General features: G+C 54.2%; 13 protein-coding genes. 5 read left to right on the forward strand and 8 right to left on the reverse strand.

Annotation, left to right across the window (positions count from 1 at the left end):
• Positions 1 to 124: 124 nt before the first annotated feature.
• Entirely contained in the window at positions 125 to 784 is a 660-nt protein-coding gene (can, locus tag PGW97_RS14245; protein WP_047886923.1) for a carbonate dehydratase, read from the forward strand.
• Between the two features lie 51 nt (positions 785 to 835).
• On the opposite strand, the gene hpt is transcribed toward can, so the two are convergent.
• Positions 836 to 1,372, reverse strand: coding sequence for a hypoxanthine phosphoribosyltransferase (hpt, locus tag PGW97_RS14250; protein WP_047886924.1), 537 nt, complete (start codon positions 1,370 to 1,372; stop codon positions 836 to 838).
• Between the two features lie 227 nt (positions 1,373 to 1,599).
• Here hpt and PGW97_RS14255 point away from each other — a divergent pair, with 227 nt between their 5' ends.
• The gene (locus PGW97_RS14255; RefSeq protein WP_273857540.1) at positions 1,600 to 2,190 is read left to right on the forward strand and encodes a TetR/AcrR family transcriptional regulator; all 591 of its coding nucleotides are present in this window, start codon (positions 1,600 to 1,602) and stop codon (positions 2,188 to 2,190) included.
• A 125-nt stretch (positions 2,191 to 2,315) separates the two neighbouring features.
• Here PGW97_RS14255 and PGW97_RS14260 read toward each other — a convergent pair whose 3' ends face one another.
• The 6 genes from PGW97_RS14260 to PGW97_RS14285 form a co-directional block, all read right to left on the reverse strand.
• Positions 2,316 to 3,359: an ABC transporter ATP-binding protein gene (locus tag PGW97_RS14260; protein ID WP_047886926.1), complete on the reverse strand. Its 1,044-nt coding sequence runs from the start codon at positions 3,357 to 3,359 to the stop codon at positions 2,316 to 2,318.
• Positions 3,359 to 4,987, reverse strand: a complete 1,629-nt coding sequence (locus PGW97_RS14265; RefSeq protein ID WP_273857541.1) for an ABC transporter permease — start codon at positions 4,985 to 4,987, stop codon at positions 3,359 to 3,361. Before PGW97_RS14265 ends, PGW97_RS14260 begins: the two co-directional genes overlap by 1 nt.
• Positions 4,988 to 5,211: 224 nt before the next feature.
• Positions 5,212 to 6,225, reverse strand: coding sequence for a Fe(3+) ABC transporter substrate-binding protein (locus PGW97_RS14270; protein ID WP_273857542.1), 1,014 nt, complete (start codon positions 6,223 to 6,225; stop codon positions 5,212 to 5,214).
• A gap of 161 nt (positions 6,226 to 6,386) precedes the next feature.
• The gene (locus PGW97_RS14275) at positions 6,387 to 7,616 is read right to left on the reverse strand and encodes an ammonium transporter (protein WP_047886929.1); all 1,230 of its coding nucleotides are present in this window, start codon (positions 7,614 to 7,616) and stop codon (positions 6,387 to 6,389) included.
• 30 nt (positions 7,617 to 7,646) lie between these two features.
• Positions 7,647 to 7,985, reverse strand: a complete 339-nt coding sequence (locus PGW97_RS14280; RefSeq protein ID WP_047886930.1) for a P-II family nitrogen regulator — start codon at positions 7,983 to 7,985, stop codon at positions 7,647 to 7,649.
• A gap of 192 nt (positions 7,986 to 8,177) precedes the next feature.
• Positions 8,178 to 8,546: a YacL family protein gene (locus tag PGW97_RS14285; RefSeq protein ID WP_047886931.1), complete on the reverse strand. Its 369-nt coding sequence runs from the start codon at positions 8,544 to 8,546 to the stop codon at positions 8,178 to 8,180.
• Between the two features lie 117 nt (positions 8,547 to 8,663).
• Between PGW97_RS14285 and PGW97_RS14290 the strand changes: the two genes are divergently transcribed.
• The 3 genes from PGW97_RS14290 to PGW97_RS14300 all read left to right on the forward strand — a co-directional run bounded on the left by PGW97_RS14290 (position 8,664) and on the right by PGW97_RS14300 (position 12,395).
• A complete protein-coding gene (locus PGW97_RS14290; protein ID WP_273859674.1) occupies positions 8,664 to 9,839 on the forward strand; it encodes a sugar diacid recognition domain-containing protein in 1,176 nt (391 codons plus the stop codon).
• 134 nt (positions 9,840 to 9,973) lie between these two features.
• Positions 9,974 to 11,239 carry a GntP family permease gene (locus PGW97_RS14295; protein WP_047886933.1) on the forward strand — a complete coding sequence of 422 codons (1,266 nt, stop codon included), beginning with the start codon at positions 9,974 to 9,976 and terminating at the stop codon, positions 11,237 to 11,239.
• A 10-nt stretch (positions 11,240 to 11,249) separates the two neighbouring features.
• Positions 11,250 to 12,395, forward strand: coding sequence for a glycerate kinase (locus PGW97_RS14300; RefSeq protein ID WP_273857543.1), 1,146 nt, complete (start codon positions 11,250 to 11,252; stop codon positions 12,393 to 12,395).
• Positions 12,396 to 12,496: 101 nt separating this feature from the next.
• Here the strand turns inward: PGW97_RS14300 and acnB are convergent, their stop codons facing one another.
• On the reverse strand, positions 12,497 to 15,094 hold the full coding sequence (gene acnB / locus PGW97_RS14305; RefSeq protein ID WP_273857544.1) for a bifunctional aconitate hydratase 2/2-methylisocitrate dehydratase: 2,598 nt from the start codon (positions 15,092 to 15,094) through the stop codon (positions 12,497 to 12,499).
• Positions 15,095 to 15,155: the final 61 nt, after the last annotated feature.

Raw genomic sequence — 15,155 nt, forward strand, 5'->3', positions numbered from 1 at the left:
TCGTATATCTGCCAGTATTGCTACAGTGCTGACAGATATGTGAATGGTAACCCATACCATATGACACCAGACGCAATGGCACCGCCGTTGCGGGTATACGAATGTATCAGAGAAAGGCACAACAATGGCAGATATCAAACAGCTATTTGCAAATAACCTGGCTTGGTCAGAGAACATTAAGGATGAAAACCCGGAGTTTTTTTCTCATCTCGCCAAAGCCCAGCACCCGGAATACCTATGGATTGGCTGTGCAGACAGCCGAGTTCCTGCAGAACGCCTGACCGGCCTCAACTCAGGTGAACTGTTTGTCCACCGTAACGTGGCAAACCAGGTCATCCACACCGATCTCAACTGTCTCTCGGTTGTACAGTACGCCGTAGACGTGCTGAAAGTTCGCCACGTGATTGTCTGCGGCCACTACGGCTGTGGTGGGGTCAGTGCCGCGATTGATAATCCTCAGCTGGGCCTGATCAACAACTGGCTGCTACACATCCGCGACCTGTTCATGAAGTATCGCTCAGACCTGGGCCAGCTGCCTCGCGAAGAGTGGGACAACAAGCTATGCGAAATTAACGTCGCCAGTCAGGTCTACAACCTGGGTAACTCGACCATTATGCAGAGTGCCTGGGAGCGCGGTCAGCAGGTGAAACTGCACGGCTGGATTTATGGTATCGGTGACGGCAAGCTGCGGAACCTGGGCGTGACAGCGACCAGCCGCGAGAGCCTGGAAGTGGCGTATCAGGCAGCCATGGCAGAAATCCTGCCGGGCAACACCCACAAGTAAATTGATGCCATAAAGAAAAAGCGACTGAAATCAGTCGCTTTTTCCTATTGGTTATTCGCCGTCCTGCGGCACCACTTTGCCGATAAACGGCAGGTGGCGGTATTTCTGGGCGTAGTCGATACCCACACCGACCACGAACTCGTCAGGAATCTCAAAACCGATCCAAGCGACATCTACCTTCACTTCGCGACGTTCAGGCTTGTCCAGCAGGGTACAGATACGGATAGAGTTTGGCTCACGCAGCGCCAGGATTTCACACACTTTGTTCAGCGTATTACCTGTATCGATAATATCTTCGATCAGCAGGACATCCTTACCTTTGATGTCGTCATCCAGATCTTTCAGGATACGTACATCACGGCTGCTTTCCATGGTGTTGCCATAGCTTGATGCGGTCATGAAGTCGACTTCATGCGGCAGTTCAATGGCACGGGCCAGGTCAGCCATGAACACAAAGGAGCCGCGCAACAGGCCAACCATTACCAGGTTTTCTGAATCTTTATAGTGTTCTGTGATCTGCTTTCCTAGCTCTTTAACACGTGCCTGAACGTCCTGCTCAGAAATCATTACTTCAATAGTGTGTTTCATTTTATTCTCCATCAGTCCGACCGTCTTCGTCGGCTGTCGGCTTGCGGTAAAACGGACGCCTATTCTAGCATTCCTTCAATTGTAATGGTTATTTTATCCGCCCTGTCAATGATATGATACACATTGATTAAAAACTGGTTTGAATACAACCGATTGCTCCTGTAAAGTTATCCCGCAAGAACAAATGATAACCAAAACAAATACTTTGGAGCTAGGGAATCAGTGATATGGATACCATCCTAAAAAAAACCAGAACACGCCTGTCACCGGAAAAAAGGAAGGAACAACTACTCAACTTTGCTATGGACGTTTTCGCCCGTCGCGGCATCGGTCGTGCCGGGCACGCTGATATTGCGGAAATGGCGAATGTCTCGGTCGCGACGGTATTCAATTACTTTCCTACCCGCGAAGCACTGGTTGAAGAAGTACTGGGACAAGTGGAACAATGCTTCAAGTCCATGCTGGCCGAGTCGTTTGACAACGACCAGCCGTTCCAGGCGCAACTGACTCAGATCTCCCATCGACTGATCGACGAAGTGATCGAGCAGCAGGACTGGGTCAAAGTCTGGTTCGAGTGGAGCACTTCAGTTCGCGACGAGATCTGGCCACAGTTTGTCAGTAACAACCAACAGAATTTTGCCTTCATCTCTGAACAGTTTGAAGCCGCGAAGATTGACGGTGCCCTGTCTGGCCAGGAGCGTGCCTGGCAGTTTCAGGGCCTGTGCTACGTGCTGTACCTGCAGACCAATATTAATCCGGATCGCGATGCAATGCAGGAAAAAGCCACCCTGCATATCCAGGCACTCTTGGAAAAATAATCCAAACCAATCAGGCCGGCAATATGCCGGCCTGATTATTTAGCGCCAACAGCTATCTCTGTCCTGCTGCTCGGCATAATCCAGTACTAAGCCGCTGCACCAGGTTCAGTATCAAAAACCCTGCGCTAGCAGGCAGAAGCAAACACCACCGGCTCATGAGGCTCAACACTGACCTCTACCCGCTCACCCATCTGCAGAATCAGGTGAGAGTAGACCATCAGGTGGTGTCCCTGATAATCGACGGTATACCGGCAGCTGTCTCCCATAAACAGCTGATCAATGATCACCCCGGCCCCTTCTGCTGCCGGTATCACCTTCAGATTCTGAGGGCGCAGCAGCCATTCCACGTTGCTGCTGCCCGCTTCCATCATGATCGGGCTGCCGACATTAATCGGGCCAAACGGGGTGGCCAGCGTTTTGTCATTCCCCATGGTCACCGGCAGATAGGTACCGGTTCCGAGAAACTCCGCCACAAATCGGCTGCTCGGTCGGTAATACAGCTCCGTGGCAGAACCAAACTGCTCGATCACACCGTGGTTCATCACCGCCATCCGATCGGCAAACACAAACGCTTCCTCGCGGCTGTGGGTCACGAAAATAGCTGTCACACCCTGCGCTTTAAAAATCCGGCGAATTTCACGGATCAGGCTGTAGCGCACCTGGGTATCAATATTTGAAAACGGTTCATCCAGCAGGATCAGATCCGGTTCGCACGCCAGGGCCCGGGCAATCGCCACCCGTTGTTGCTGACCACCTGACAGCTGATGCGGATAGCGGTCATCCAGTCCGCTCAGGTGCACCAGTTCCAGCATGTCCTGCACCTTGCTCTGAACCCGGGCTTTGTCCCAGTTTCTCAGGCCGAAGGCGATGTTCTCCGCCACCGTCAGATGCGGAAACAGGGCGTAATCCTGGAAGATCATACCGATGTTACGCTTCTCCGGCGGCAGCCAGGTTTTGCCATCAGCGATCACCCGGCCGTTAATGTGAATCTCACCGCTGTCGAGCGGCAGCAGACCGGCAATAGCTTTGAGCAGGGTCGTCTTGCCACAGCCACTGGCCCCCAGCAGACACACAATTTCGTTGTCCTGAACCGGCAGCGACAGATTCTCCAGCACGGCCTGGCCATTGTACTTACAGGTCAGGTTGGTTACGGATAATGCATGACTCATCAGTGTTTCTGCTCCAAAGAACGGTTAACCATCACCAGTGGGATCAGGCCAACAATGACCAGTAGTATCGCCGGCAGAGCGGCCATCTCCAGCTGCTCATCAGACGCGAAATTGAATACGTAGGTTGCCAGCGTCTCAAAATTAAACGGGCGCAACAGCAGCGCGGCATTGAGCTCTTTCATCGACTCAATGAACACCAACAGACCGGCAATCAGGCAACCGCGGCGGATCAGCGGCAGGTGAACCCGACGCAGCATCTGTATCGAGGCATACCCCATAGTCTTGGAAGCCATATCCAGTGACGGCGGAATCTTGGCCAGGCTGCTTTCAATACTGCCGACAGCCACCGCAGCAAAACGCACCACAAAGGCAAAAATAATGGCAAACATGGTGCCGGAGAACACCAGCCCAGGACGCCCTAAACCGAGCGCGATTGTCGTATCATTAAGCAAGTGGTCAGCCCCCGTCAGCGGAATCATCACCCCAATTGCCAGCACGGTACCCGGCACCGCATACCCCAGCGAGGAAATCCGCGACGGCACAACCGTGGTACGGCGCCCGTCAAGACGGCGGTAAAAGTTAAAGATCAAGGCCAATACGACGGCAACAGCCGCTGCCATCAACGACACTTTCAGGCTGTTCAGACCGTATTGCTGAAATTCCGGCGTCCAGCTTGCAGCAAAGTAATGCCAGGCGTAATAGCTCAGTTGCAGCAGCGGCAGGACGAAGGCAAAAGCGACCAGTCCCCAGCACCAAATCACCGCTGCCCACTTTTTCACGCCGTTGAGCGGGTAACGAATGTCATCACCGTGTTCAAACTCCTGCTGGAACAGCTTCTGCTTACGCCGACTGAACCGTTCGGCACTGATCAGCAGGAAGATCGCCAGCAGCATAATGGCGGAAATTTTCGCGGCAGCATTGAGGTTGGAGTAACCCAGCCAGGTATCGTAAACCGCGGTGGTCAACGTGTTCACGGCAAAATAGCTGACCGTACCAAAGTCCCCCAGAGTTTCCATGGCCACCAGCGACAGGCTGACCGCAATGGACGGGCGAGCCAATGGCAAAGAAATACGGCGGAAACTTTCCCACGGTGAGCAGCGCAGCAGACGGGCTGATTGCAGCAAGCTGGTGCTCTGCTCCATAAACGCTGCCCGGGCCAGAAGATAAATGTAGGGATACAACACCAGAGCCAGTACCAGACTGGCACCGCCCAGTGAGCGGATATCCGGAAACCAGTAGTCCTGGTAATTCTGCCAGCCAAACCAGTCACGCAGCATAATCTGCACCGGCCCGGCATAGTCCAGCCAGTCCGTGTAGATGTACCCGACAATGTAGCCCGGCATGGCGAGAGGCAGTACCATCGCCCACTGCAGCACCCGCTCCCCCGGAATCCGGCACATCGCCATGATCCAGGCCGCAGGCAAGCCAAACAGCAAGGCCAGCACGCTGGTACTGACCACCAGCAGGAAGGTATTAGTGGTATAGGTGGCCATCACCGTGTCCATCAGGTGAGAGAAGACTTCATCGCTCTCACCGGCTGCGGTGTAAAAAATGGCCAGAATAGGCAAAACCAGCAGCAGGGAAAACACCCAGCCACTGGTTTGCCAACAAAGATATCTTTCTTTCATTGCTTACAACTTAGTACCTTTTGCAACTTAACCCTGGTACGACGCCATACCACTGTCAGAGCCTGATAAATCCTTTCTCTGAGTAGGGAAGTGAAGCTACCACAAGTCATTGGAAAAAGTACAAGGATCTAAGGATTTTTCATTCGTTTTCCAACATCAAGCCCGATTGTCTGCTCCCCGATCCTTAAACAAAAATGGGGCCTGTGGCCCCATTTTTTGGTGTATTACAGGTCGAATTTCACTTCGTCCATCAGCTTGATGGCGGCAGTGTGGTATTCAGCCACTTTTTCCAGTGACAGCGTATCGGACTTGAAGTCCCCCCATGAAGCTACCAGCTCAGAGCGCTCTACGCCTTCTTTAACCGGGTATTCGTAGTTCACTTCTGCATACATGTGCTGGGCTTTGTCGCCTGTCAGGAATTCCATCAGCTTCTGCGCGTTAGCTTTGTTTGGCGCGTATTTAGCCATTGCCATGCCACTCACGTTTACGTGTGTGCCGTTTGCTTGCTGGCCTGGGAAGTTGATGTATACCGACTCTGCCCATGCTTTCTGGCTCTCATCGTTCAGCATGTTACCCAGGTAGTAGCTGTTACCGATTGCCAGGTCACACAGACCTTCTTTCACCGCTTTAACTTGCGCACGGTCGTTGCCTTGTGGCTTACGAGCCAGGTTCGCTTTCACGCCTTCCAGCCAGGTTTTCGTTTCTGCTTCACCGTAGTGAGCAATCATCGAAGAAACCAGCGAGATGTTGTAAGGGTGCTTACCTGAACGCGTACAGATCTTGCCTTTCCACTCCGGCTTGGCCAGATCTTTGTAATCAAATTCCGCTGGCAGTTTGCCCACACGGTCACGAGACGAATACACGTTACGTGCACGCATAGTCAGCGCAAACCACTCGTCTTCATTATCACGGAACTGAGCCGGAACATTTTGCTCAATCACTTTGCTGTCAACGGACTGAACCAGCTTCTTGTCAGCCAGTTCAACCAGACGGCTGATATCTGTTGTCAGAAGGACATCGGCCGGGCTGTATTCGCCTTCCTGCTGCAGTTTCTCTGCCAGACCTTCTTTTGCAAACTTCACGTTTACTTTGATACCGGTCTCTGCAGTGAACTCTTTGAACATAGGTTCAACCAGGAAAGGTTGACGGTAAGAATAAACGTTCACTTCTTCCGCCGCCATTGCCGCCTGAGGAGCAGCCAGACCCAATAGAATTGCCGATGCCAACAGCTTTTTCATTTTTACTTCCCTTAAACGCAAAATAGAATGATAACAGTTATCAGTTTCGCTCAATTATACTGTAGCAGTTCATCAATACAATGCGTCATTGCCGTTGAGATAAAAAAACGCTGCCTTATTGGCAGCGTTTTTTGTAAAGTTGTGATCTATATATATGTTAACTATTTCACACTGACAAACTCTGGGTAGGCATCAATACCACAATCGTGTACGTCCATCCCTGCCAGCTCTTCTTCTTCGGTCACGCGAATGCCCACGGTGTATTTCAGTGCCGCCCAGACACCCAGACTGGTCGCAAATACCCAACCGAAAATCACCGCCGCGCCCAGCAACTGTGAACCAAAGCTGGCATCGGCATTACTAAATGGCACCGCCATCAGGCCAAAGAAGCCACACACACCGTGGACCGAAATCGCTCCTACCGGGTCATCGATTTTCACTTTATCCAGACCAATGATGCTAAATACCACCAGTGAACCAGCCACTACCCCGATAATCACTGCCGCCATTGGTGACGGTGACAGCGGGTCTGCCGTGATGGCAACCAAGCCAGCCAGCGCCCCATTGAGAATCATGGTTAAATCCGCTTTGCCCCACGTGGTTTTACACACCGCCAGTGCCGCAATCGCCCCCGCGGCCGCCGCGGCATTGGTGTTGAGGAAAATTTTCCCGACAGCGGTGGCGTTTTCAAAGTCAGACAACATCAGCTGTGAACCGCCGTTAAAACCAAACCAGCCGAACCACAGGATGAAGGTCCCTACTGTCGCCAGCGGCATATTAGAACCCGGGATCGGGTAGATCTCGCCGTTCTTACCGTATTTCCCCTTACGAGCGCCCAGCAGCAGTACCCCGGCCAGCGCTGCAGCCGCACCCGCCATGTGGACGATGCCAGAGCCGGCAAAGTCGCTGAAACCGGCTTCAGACAGGAAGCCACCGCCCCAGGTCCAGTACCCTTCCATTGGATAGATAAAGGCCGTCAGAATGACTGAGAAAATGAGGAACGACCACAGCTTCATGCGTTCAGCAACGGCACCGGATACCACCGACATCGCCGTCGCGACAAACACCACCTGGAAGAAGAAATCCGATTCCAGCGAGTGATCAGCTCCGTCCGCCTGCGTGCCGATCAATGTGCCGAACGTAGGCAGCCAGCCACCTTCCCCGTTGTCGACATACATCATGTTGTAACCGACAATCAGGTACATGGTGCAGGCAATCGCGTACAGACAGAAGTTCTTGGTCAGGATTTCGGTGGTGTTTTTCGACCGCACCAGCCCTGCTTCCAGCATGGCAAACCCGGCGGCCATCCACATCACAAGGGCACCTGACATTAAGAAGAAAAAGGTGTCGAGCGCATAACGCAGCTCGGTAACGGTAGTTGATAATTCCATAATCTTTGTCCCCTACTTCAATCCTGTTTGTTATAAGGCTTCTAAATCAGTTTCCCCGGTACGGATGCGAACCGCATGCTCCAGGTCGTACACAAAAATCTTGCCGTCGCCAATCTTGCCGGTCTGGGCCGCCTTGGTGATCGCCTCAATAATGGCTTCCATGTTGTCAGCCTGAGTCGCGATCTCCAGCTTTACCTTTGGCAGAAAGTCGACCTGGTATTCCGCGCCACGGTACAGTTCGGTGTGGCCCTTCTGCCGCCCGAACCCTTTCACTTCCGAGACCGTCATCCCTTCGACGCCGACATCAGCCAGTGCTTCACGAACATCATCGAGCTTGAACGGTTTAATGATTGCGCTAATTATTTTCATTGCCTGCTCCTCAATTCAGAATTCCTTCTCAGTCACCACTGATGAATAAACAAGCACTGTGCCAATTTTTTTATTTCTTAATTTTCATTAACTTGATAAATATCCGCGCCAAAATGCAAAAAGGGCCGCACCAATTGGGTGCAGCCCTTTCACTAAAACGAAGCAAATTTGCTCTTAGAACAGCATAATGACCTAAAAACGGGTCACAAATGCACGCCAGGCTTGCAGAACCTGCTCAAAATCTTCAAATCCGCAGATGGCTACGGCTTCTTCATCATAAAAATCCATGTTTTCTTCCAGCTCAGTATCGTCTTCAGAAAACAGGTAGTTAGCCTGAATCAGCGCTTCATTTTCCTGCAGGCTGAGGGTCAGCTCCTCACCAATCCGCCGCCATTCCCGGGTGCTGTTTTTTAGTGCACCAAGCTGGGACACCACCTCGTCCATCAGTGCGAAGTTCTTGCCCACCTCCTCCGTCAGCCAGCGCCCCAGCGCCTCGTGGCCCATTGAGAAGTTGGCATGATAGCTACCATCCAGGGTATTTTTCTTAAACTCGTAATCCATAGCTATCCTCTTTCACTCATTCGTTCATCTTGGTGATACACTGGCGACCAATAAGATGGCTGCACTGTCACAGACAGCCGCACGCCGGAGCGCACATTGTCAGGATCTGATTCAGAAATGCAACTCAATGCCACACTGGCCCGTCAAATTGTCGAGCGGGCGATGAAAATCATTCGCTACTCTGTCAACGTGATGGATGAGTATGGCCGGATCATCGGGTCCGGCGATCCGACCCGCCTGAACCAACGCCATGAGGGTGCAATCCTTGCCATCAATGAAAATCGGGTGGTTGAGATCGATCCGGGGACTGCGCAGCAACTCAAGGGCGTCAAACCCGGTATCAACCTGCCGATCGTGTTTCAGCACCGGGTGATCGGCGTGGTGGGGATCTCCGGCGAGCCCGACAAAGTGCGCAACTACGGTGAGCTGGTCAAAATGACTGCCGAGCTGATCATCGAGCAGGAAGCCCTGATGGCGCAGGTACAATGGAACCAGCGCCACCGTGAAGAGCTGGTGCTGCAACTGATCAACGGCACCGAACTGAGTGAGTCCCAGCGCCTGTCCATCGCCCAGAAACTGGCACTGGATCTGGATCAGCCCCGCGTCGCCGCCATCGTCAAAGTGCTGCCCGCAGAAGGTGCCAGCCTATCGCTGGAACACCTGCAACGGATGGTTCACCTGCTGGAGCACCCGGAACGGGATAACCTGGTCGGCATCGTCTCCGTTTCCCATAATGAAATCGTGGTACTGAAACCCATCACCCTGACCTCTGATGGCTGGTCGAAAGCCCGGACTCAGAAACGGCTCGACAAGCTGATGCGTCAGGTTGCCAGAGAACGCCAGTTTTCCATACGGATTGCCATTGGTGACTATTTTCCGGGTCTGCAGGGATTATCCCGCTCGTACCAGACCGCCAAAGCGACCCTCGAAGCCACGCTCGATGCTACTCCGGCAGCGGCCTTGGATACCACCCGAGTTGTGTTCTATCAGGATCATATCCTGCAAGTCCTGCTTAGCGGCCTGAAACAGGACAGCTGGCGTCATGAACAACTGATGCAGCCAATACAGGCACTGCGCAGTCAGGATCCGCGGGGTGTCCTGATGCGAACCCTGCAGGCATTTTTTGCTCAGAATTGTGATTTGGCGCAAATCTGCCAAACCCTTCATATTCATCGTAACACCCTACGTTATCGCCTGGAGCGGATAGAACAGATAACTCAATTAAAAATCAACAATATAAATGACAAGACCCGGCTATACCTGGCGGTGACCTGTCTCCCCGAAAAACTCTGATTTTGTGCATCTGCACAAATCAACCTTTCTCTCGGCAGGCTTTTTTGTCATCTCGCCTAAAGCCAAACCTGCCGCCCCGCAGTACATTCCTGCCTGCTGATAATTTCTTTTTATAATTTTACGTGGAACAAAACATGGCAGAAGTCTCTACCCTCGGGGCATTAGCGGCACTGGTCGTCGCGATATTCCTGATATTAAGAAAAGTCCCGCCCGCTTACGGCATGATCATAGGTGCACTGGTCGGCGGGGTGATTGGTGGTGTTTCGCTGAGCGACACCGTCGGCCTGATGATTGGCGGTGCCCAGGGCATTGTGACCGCCGTCCTGCGTATTCTCGCGGCCGGGGTGCTGGCCGGGGTGCTGATTGAATCCGGTGCGGCAACCTCAATTGCCGAAACCATCGTGAAAAAAGTGGGGGAAACCCGTGCCCTGCTGGCGCTGGCAGTGGCAACCATGATCCTGACCGCCGTGGGGGTGTTTGTGGATGTGGCGGTGATCACCGTGGCACCGATTGCCCTGGCAATTGCCCGCCGGGCCGATCTGTCCAAGATGGCGATCCTGCTGGCCATGGTCGGTGGCGGCAAAGCCGGTAACGTGATGTCGCCGAACCCGAATGCAATTGCCGCGGCCGATGCCTTCAACGTGCCGCTGACATCCGTGATGGCTGCCGGGGTGATTCCCGGTCTGTGCGGCATGGCAGTCGCCTACCTGATCGCCAAAAAACTGGTGAACCGCGGCAGTAAAGTACAAGAGCACGAAGTGGTTGCCGTTGATCACAGCCGTCTTCCAGGCTTTGGTGCCGCCATCGTGGCTCCGTTGGTCGCCATTGCCCTGCTGGCGCTGCGTCCGCTGGCCGGGATTCAGGTCGATCCGCTGATTGCCCTGCCGCTGGGTGGCCTGATGGGCGCTCTGGCCATGGGCCGTTTTCGCGATACCAACCATTTTGCCGTCTCCGGCCTGACGCGCATGGCGCCGGTCGCCGTGATGCTGCTCGGTACCGGAACCCTGGCAGGGATCATCGCTAACTCCGGGCTGAAAGGAGGTCTGATTGATGTCTTGACGGCTTCCGGTCTGCCGTCGTACCTGCTGGCGCCAATCTCGGGTGCCCTGATGTCACTGGCCACCGCCTCCACGACCGCTGGTACCGCGGTCGCAGCTGGCGTGTTCAGCCATACCATCCTGGAGCTGGGTGTGCCTGCTCTGGCTGGCGCAGCCATGATCCACGCCGGTGCCACGGTGATGGATCACATGCCGCATGGCAGCTTCTTCCACGCCACCGGCGGCGCGCTGCACATGGACATTAAAGAACGACTGAAGCTGATCCCTTACGAATCTGCGGTAGGTCTGATCATTGCTTTTGTGTCGACCCTGATTTTCGGTGTCTTCGGTTTCTTCGTGTAAGGATAAATGTATGAAAATTGTGATTGCCCCTGATTCTTATAAAGAAAGCATGACCGCGATGGAAGTCGCTGATGCCATTGAAGCAGGATTCAAGGACATCTGGCCTGATGCACAGTACCTGAAGCTGCCGATGGCCGATGGTGGCGAAGGGACGGTTCAGTCACTGGTCGACGCGACCCAGGGCACCATCGTCGAGCACACGGTCACCGGACCGTTAGGCGAACCGGTTTCAGCGTTTTATGGCCTGCTGGGCGATGGCCGAACCGCGGTGATTGAAATGGCGGCGGCATCCGGCCTGCACCTGGTCGCGCCGGATCAGCGCAATCCCCTGCTGACCACGACCTACGGCACCGGTGAACTGATCACCGCGGCGCTGGATCGCGGCGTCGAGCACATCATTATCGGGATTGGCGGCAGTGCCACCAATGATGGCGGGATTGGGATGGCCCAGGCACTCGGCTTTCAGCTGCTGGATGCCGACAACCGCAGCCTGGGGTTCGGCGGTGGCGAACTGGCAACCCTGAACCGAATCGATACCCAAAAAGTCGACCCGCGTCTGGCACAAGTGAAACTGGAAGTGGCCTGCGATGTCGATAACCCGCTGTGCGGGCTCAAAGGCGCCTCAGCCGTGTTTGGTCCGCAGAAAGGGGCTACACCAGAGATGGTGGCACAGCTGGATGCCAATCTGGCGCACTATGCCGCAGTCATCCATTCACAACTTGGACGTGACGTGAAAAATATCCCGGGAGCCGGTGCCGCCGGAGGACTGGGCGCGGCGCTGATGGGTCTGCTGAATGCCAGCCTGCGTCCGGGGATTGAGATCGTCACTGAAGCAGCCGGACTGGAAGCCGCAGTGCAAGATGCAGATCTGGTGATCACCGGTGAAGGGCGTATCGACAGCCAGACCATTCACGGTAAAACCCCGATGGGGGTTGCCCGGATCGCCAAGCAGTATCAGCTGCCGGTTATCGGGATTGCCGGTTGCGTCGCACCGGACTGCCATGTGGTCCACCAGCACGGTATTGATGCAGTGTTTAGTGTGGTACCGCGAGCGATGCCTTTATCTGAAGCCCTGCAGGAAGCCGCGTTCAACGTACGTCAGACGGCGCGCAATGTCGCGGCATCACTTGCTCTGGCCCGCCAGTTTTCGGCCTGAGTCCAGAGGTGCCTGACTCCGACAGGATTCAGGTGCAGCAATCAGCCATAAAAAACGCCTCCGTCTGGAGGCGTTTTGCTAATGATGATTCAAAGCAGTGCTTATGCCGGCTCTTGGAAAATAACCGTGTCCGCTTTTTTGGTGTACTGCTCCATCAGGTGGAAGTTCAGGTAGCGATACGTATCGGCTGCCGTGGCATCGATCTGTTTCGCGTATTCCATGTACTCCTCAACCGTAGGAATGCGGCCCAGAATAGCGCCAACCGCAGACAGCTCAGCCGAAGCCAGGAAGACATTCGCGCCCGTACCCAGACGGTTCGGGAAGTTACGGGTAGAAGTCGACATAACCGTTGCTTTGTCAGCCACGCGAGCCTGGTTACCCATACACAGTGAACATCCCGGAGTTTCAATACGAACCCCGGCACGACCGAAGATGCCGTAGTAGCCTTCTTCAGTCAGCTGATCGCGGTCCATCTTCGTTGGCGGAGCCACCCACAGACGGGTTTCCAGCTGGCCTTTGAATTTATCCAGCAGTTTACCGGCCGCACGGAAGTGACCGATGTTAGTCATACAAGAACCGATGAAGACTTCATCAATTTCTGTACCTTGTACATCAGACAGCAGACGCGCGTCATCCGGATCGTTAGGTGCACACAGAATTGGCTCGTTGATTTCCGCCAAATCGATTTCGATCACGTGAGCATATTCTGCATCGTTGTCCGCTCTCATCAGCTCTGGATTTTCCAGCCACGCTTCCATCGCCTTGATACGACGCTCGATGGTACGTACATCGCCGTAGCCTTCAGAAATCATCCACTTCAGCATGGTGATGTTTGACTTCAGGTACTGGGCAATTGAATCTTCAGACAGCTTCACAGTACAGCCCGCAGCACTACGCTCTGCAGAGGCATCAGACAGCTCGAACGCCTGCTCAACGGTCAGGTGTTCAACACCTTCGATTTCCAGGATACGACCAGAGAATTCGTTGATCTTGCCAGATTTCTCAACCGTCAGCAGACCCTGCTGAATCGCGTAGTAAGGAATCGCATGTACCAGGTCACGCAGGGTGATGCCCGGCTTCATTTCGCCCTTGAAACGCACCAGGATAGATTCCGGCATATCCAGTGGCATAACGCCAGTCGCTGCCGCGAACGCCACCAGACCAGAACCGGCCGGGAACGAAATACCCAGCGGGAAGCGGGTGTGCGAGTCACCGCCCGTACCGACGGTATCTGGCAGCAGCATACGGTTCAGCCATGAGTGGATCACGCCGTCACCCGGACGCAGTGAGACACCGGCACGGTTCATGATGAAATCAGGCAGGGTGTGGTGCGTGTTCACGTCAACCGGCTTCGGATACGCCGACGTGTGACAGAATGATTGCATCACCAGATCAGCCGAGAAACCAAGGCACGCCAGGTCTTTCAGCTCATCGCGGGTCATTGGGCCCGTGGTATCCTGAGAACCAACGGTCGTCATCTTAGGCTCACAGTAAGTGCCAGGGCGGATACCTTCCACGCCACAGGCTTTACCAACCATTTTCTGAGCCAGGGTGTAACCTTTACCGCTGTCAGCAACACCCGCAGGACGGCGGAACACGTCAGATGTCGGCAGACCCAGCGCCTGACGCGCACGGTCAGTCAGACCACGACCGATGATCAGAGGAATACGGCCGCCGGCACGGACTTCGTCCAGCAGTACATCGGTTTTCAGCTTGAAGGTGGAAACCACTTCATCGCTGTCATGACGACGCACTTCGCCTTTATGTGGGTACACATCAATAACATCGCCCATGCTCAGCTTGGACACATCCAGCTCAACCGGTAATGCACCGGCATCTTCCATGGTGTTAAAGAAGATTGGAGCAATCTTGCCGCCCAGTACGAAACCACCGGCACGCTTGTTTGGTACATGCGGAATATCTTCACCCATGAACCACAGGACGGAGTTGGTCGCCGATTTACGTGATGAACCGGTACCCACAACATCACCAACATAAACCAGCTGGTGACCTTTTTCTTTCAGGGCTTCGATTTGTTTGATTGGGCCGACCGTTCCCGGCAGATCCGGTGTGATCCCTTCACGTTCGTTTTTCAGCATCGCCAGGGCGTGTAGCGGGATATCCGGACGCGACCAGGCATCAGGGGCTGGAGACAGGTCATCGGTGTTGGTTTCACCGGTTACTTTGAACACTGTCAGGGTGATTTTTTCAGCCAGTTCAGGCTTAGACAGGAACCATTCGGCATCCGCCCACGACTGGATCACCTGCTTCGCCGCTTCGTTACCGGCTTTGGCTTTCTCTTCCACATCGTAGAAAGAATCAAACATCAGCAGTGTGTGAGACAGAGCTTTAACGGCGATCGGAGCCAGCTCGGCATCGTCCAGCAGAGAAACCAGAGGCTCGATGTTGTAGCCACCTTGCATGGTGCCCAGCAACTCTGCCGCTTTTTCCTTGCTGACCAGCGGTGACTGGGCTTCCCCTTTCGCTACCGCGGCCAGGAAGCCGGCTTTCACGTATGCTGCTTCGTCAACCCCCGGCGGAATGCGGTTTTCAAGAAGATCCAGCAAGAACGCTTCTTCGCCTGCTGGCGGGTTTTTCAGTAGTTCAACCAGAGCGGCAACCTGCTCAGCATCCAGGGGCTTAGGCACCACTCCTTCAGCGGCACGTTCTTCGACGTGTTTACGGTAGGCTTCAAGCACGACATATTCCTCATTGTTGGTTCGGCCGCACTGACCGAACATCCTTGGAAGTGATTGATCT

It is taken from the genome of Photobacterium sp. GSS17 (assembly GCF_028621875.1).
Taxonomy (GTDB): domain Bacteria; phylum Pseudomonadota; class Gammaproteobacteria; order Enterobacterales; family Vibrionaceae; genus Photobacterium; species Photobacterium ganghwense.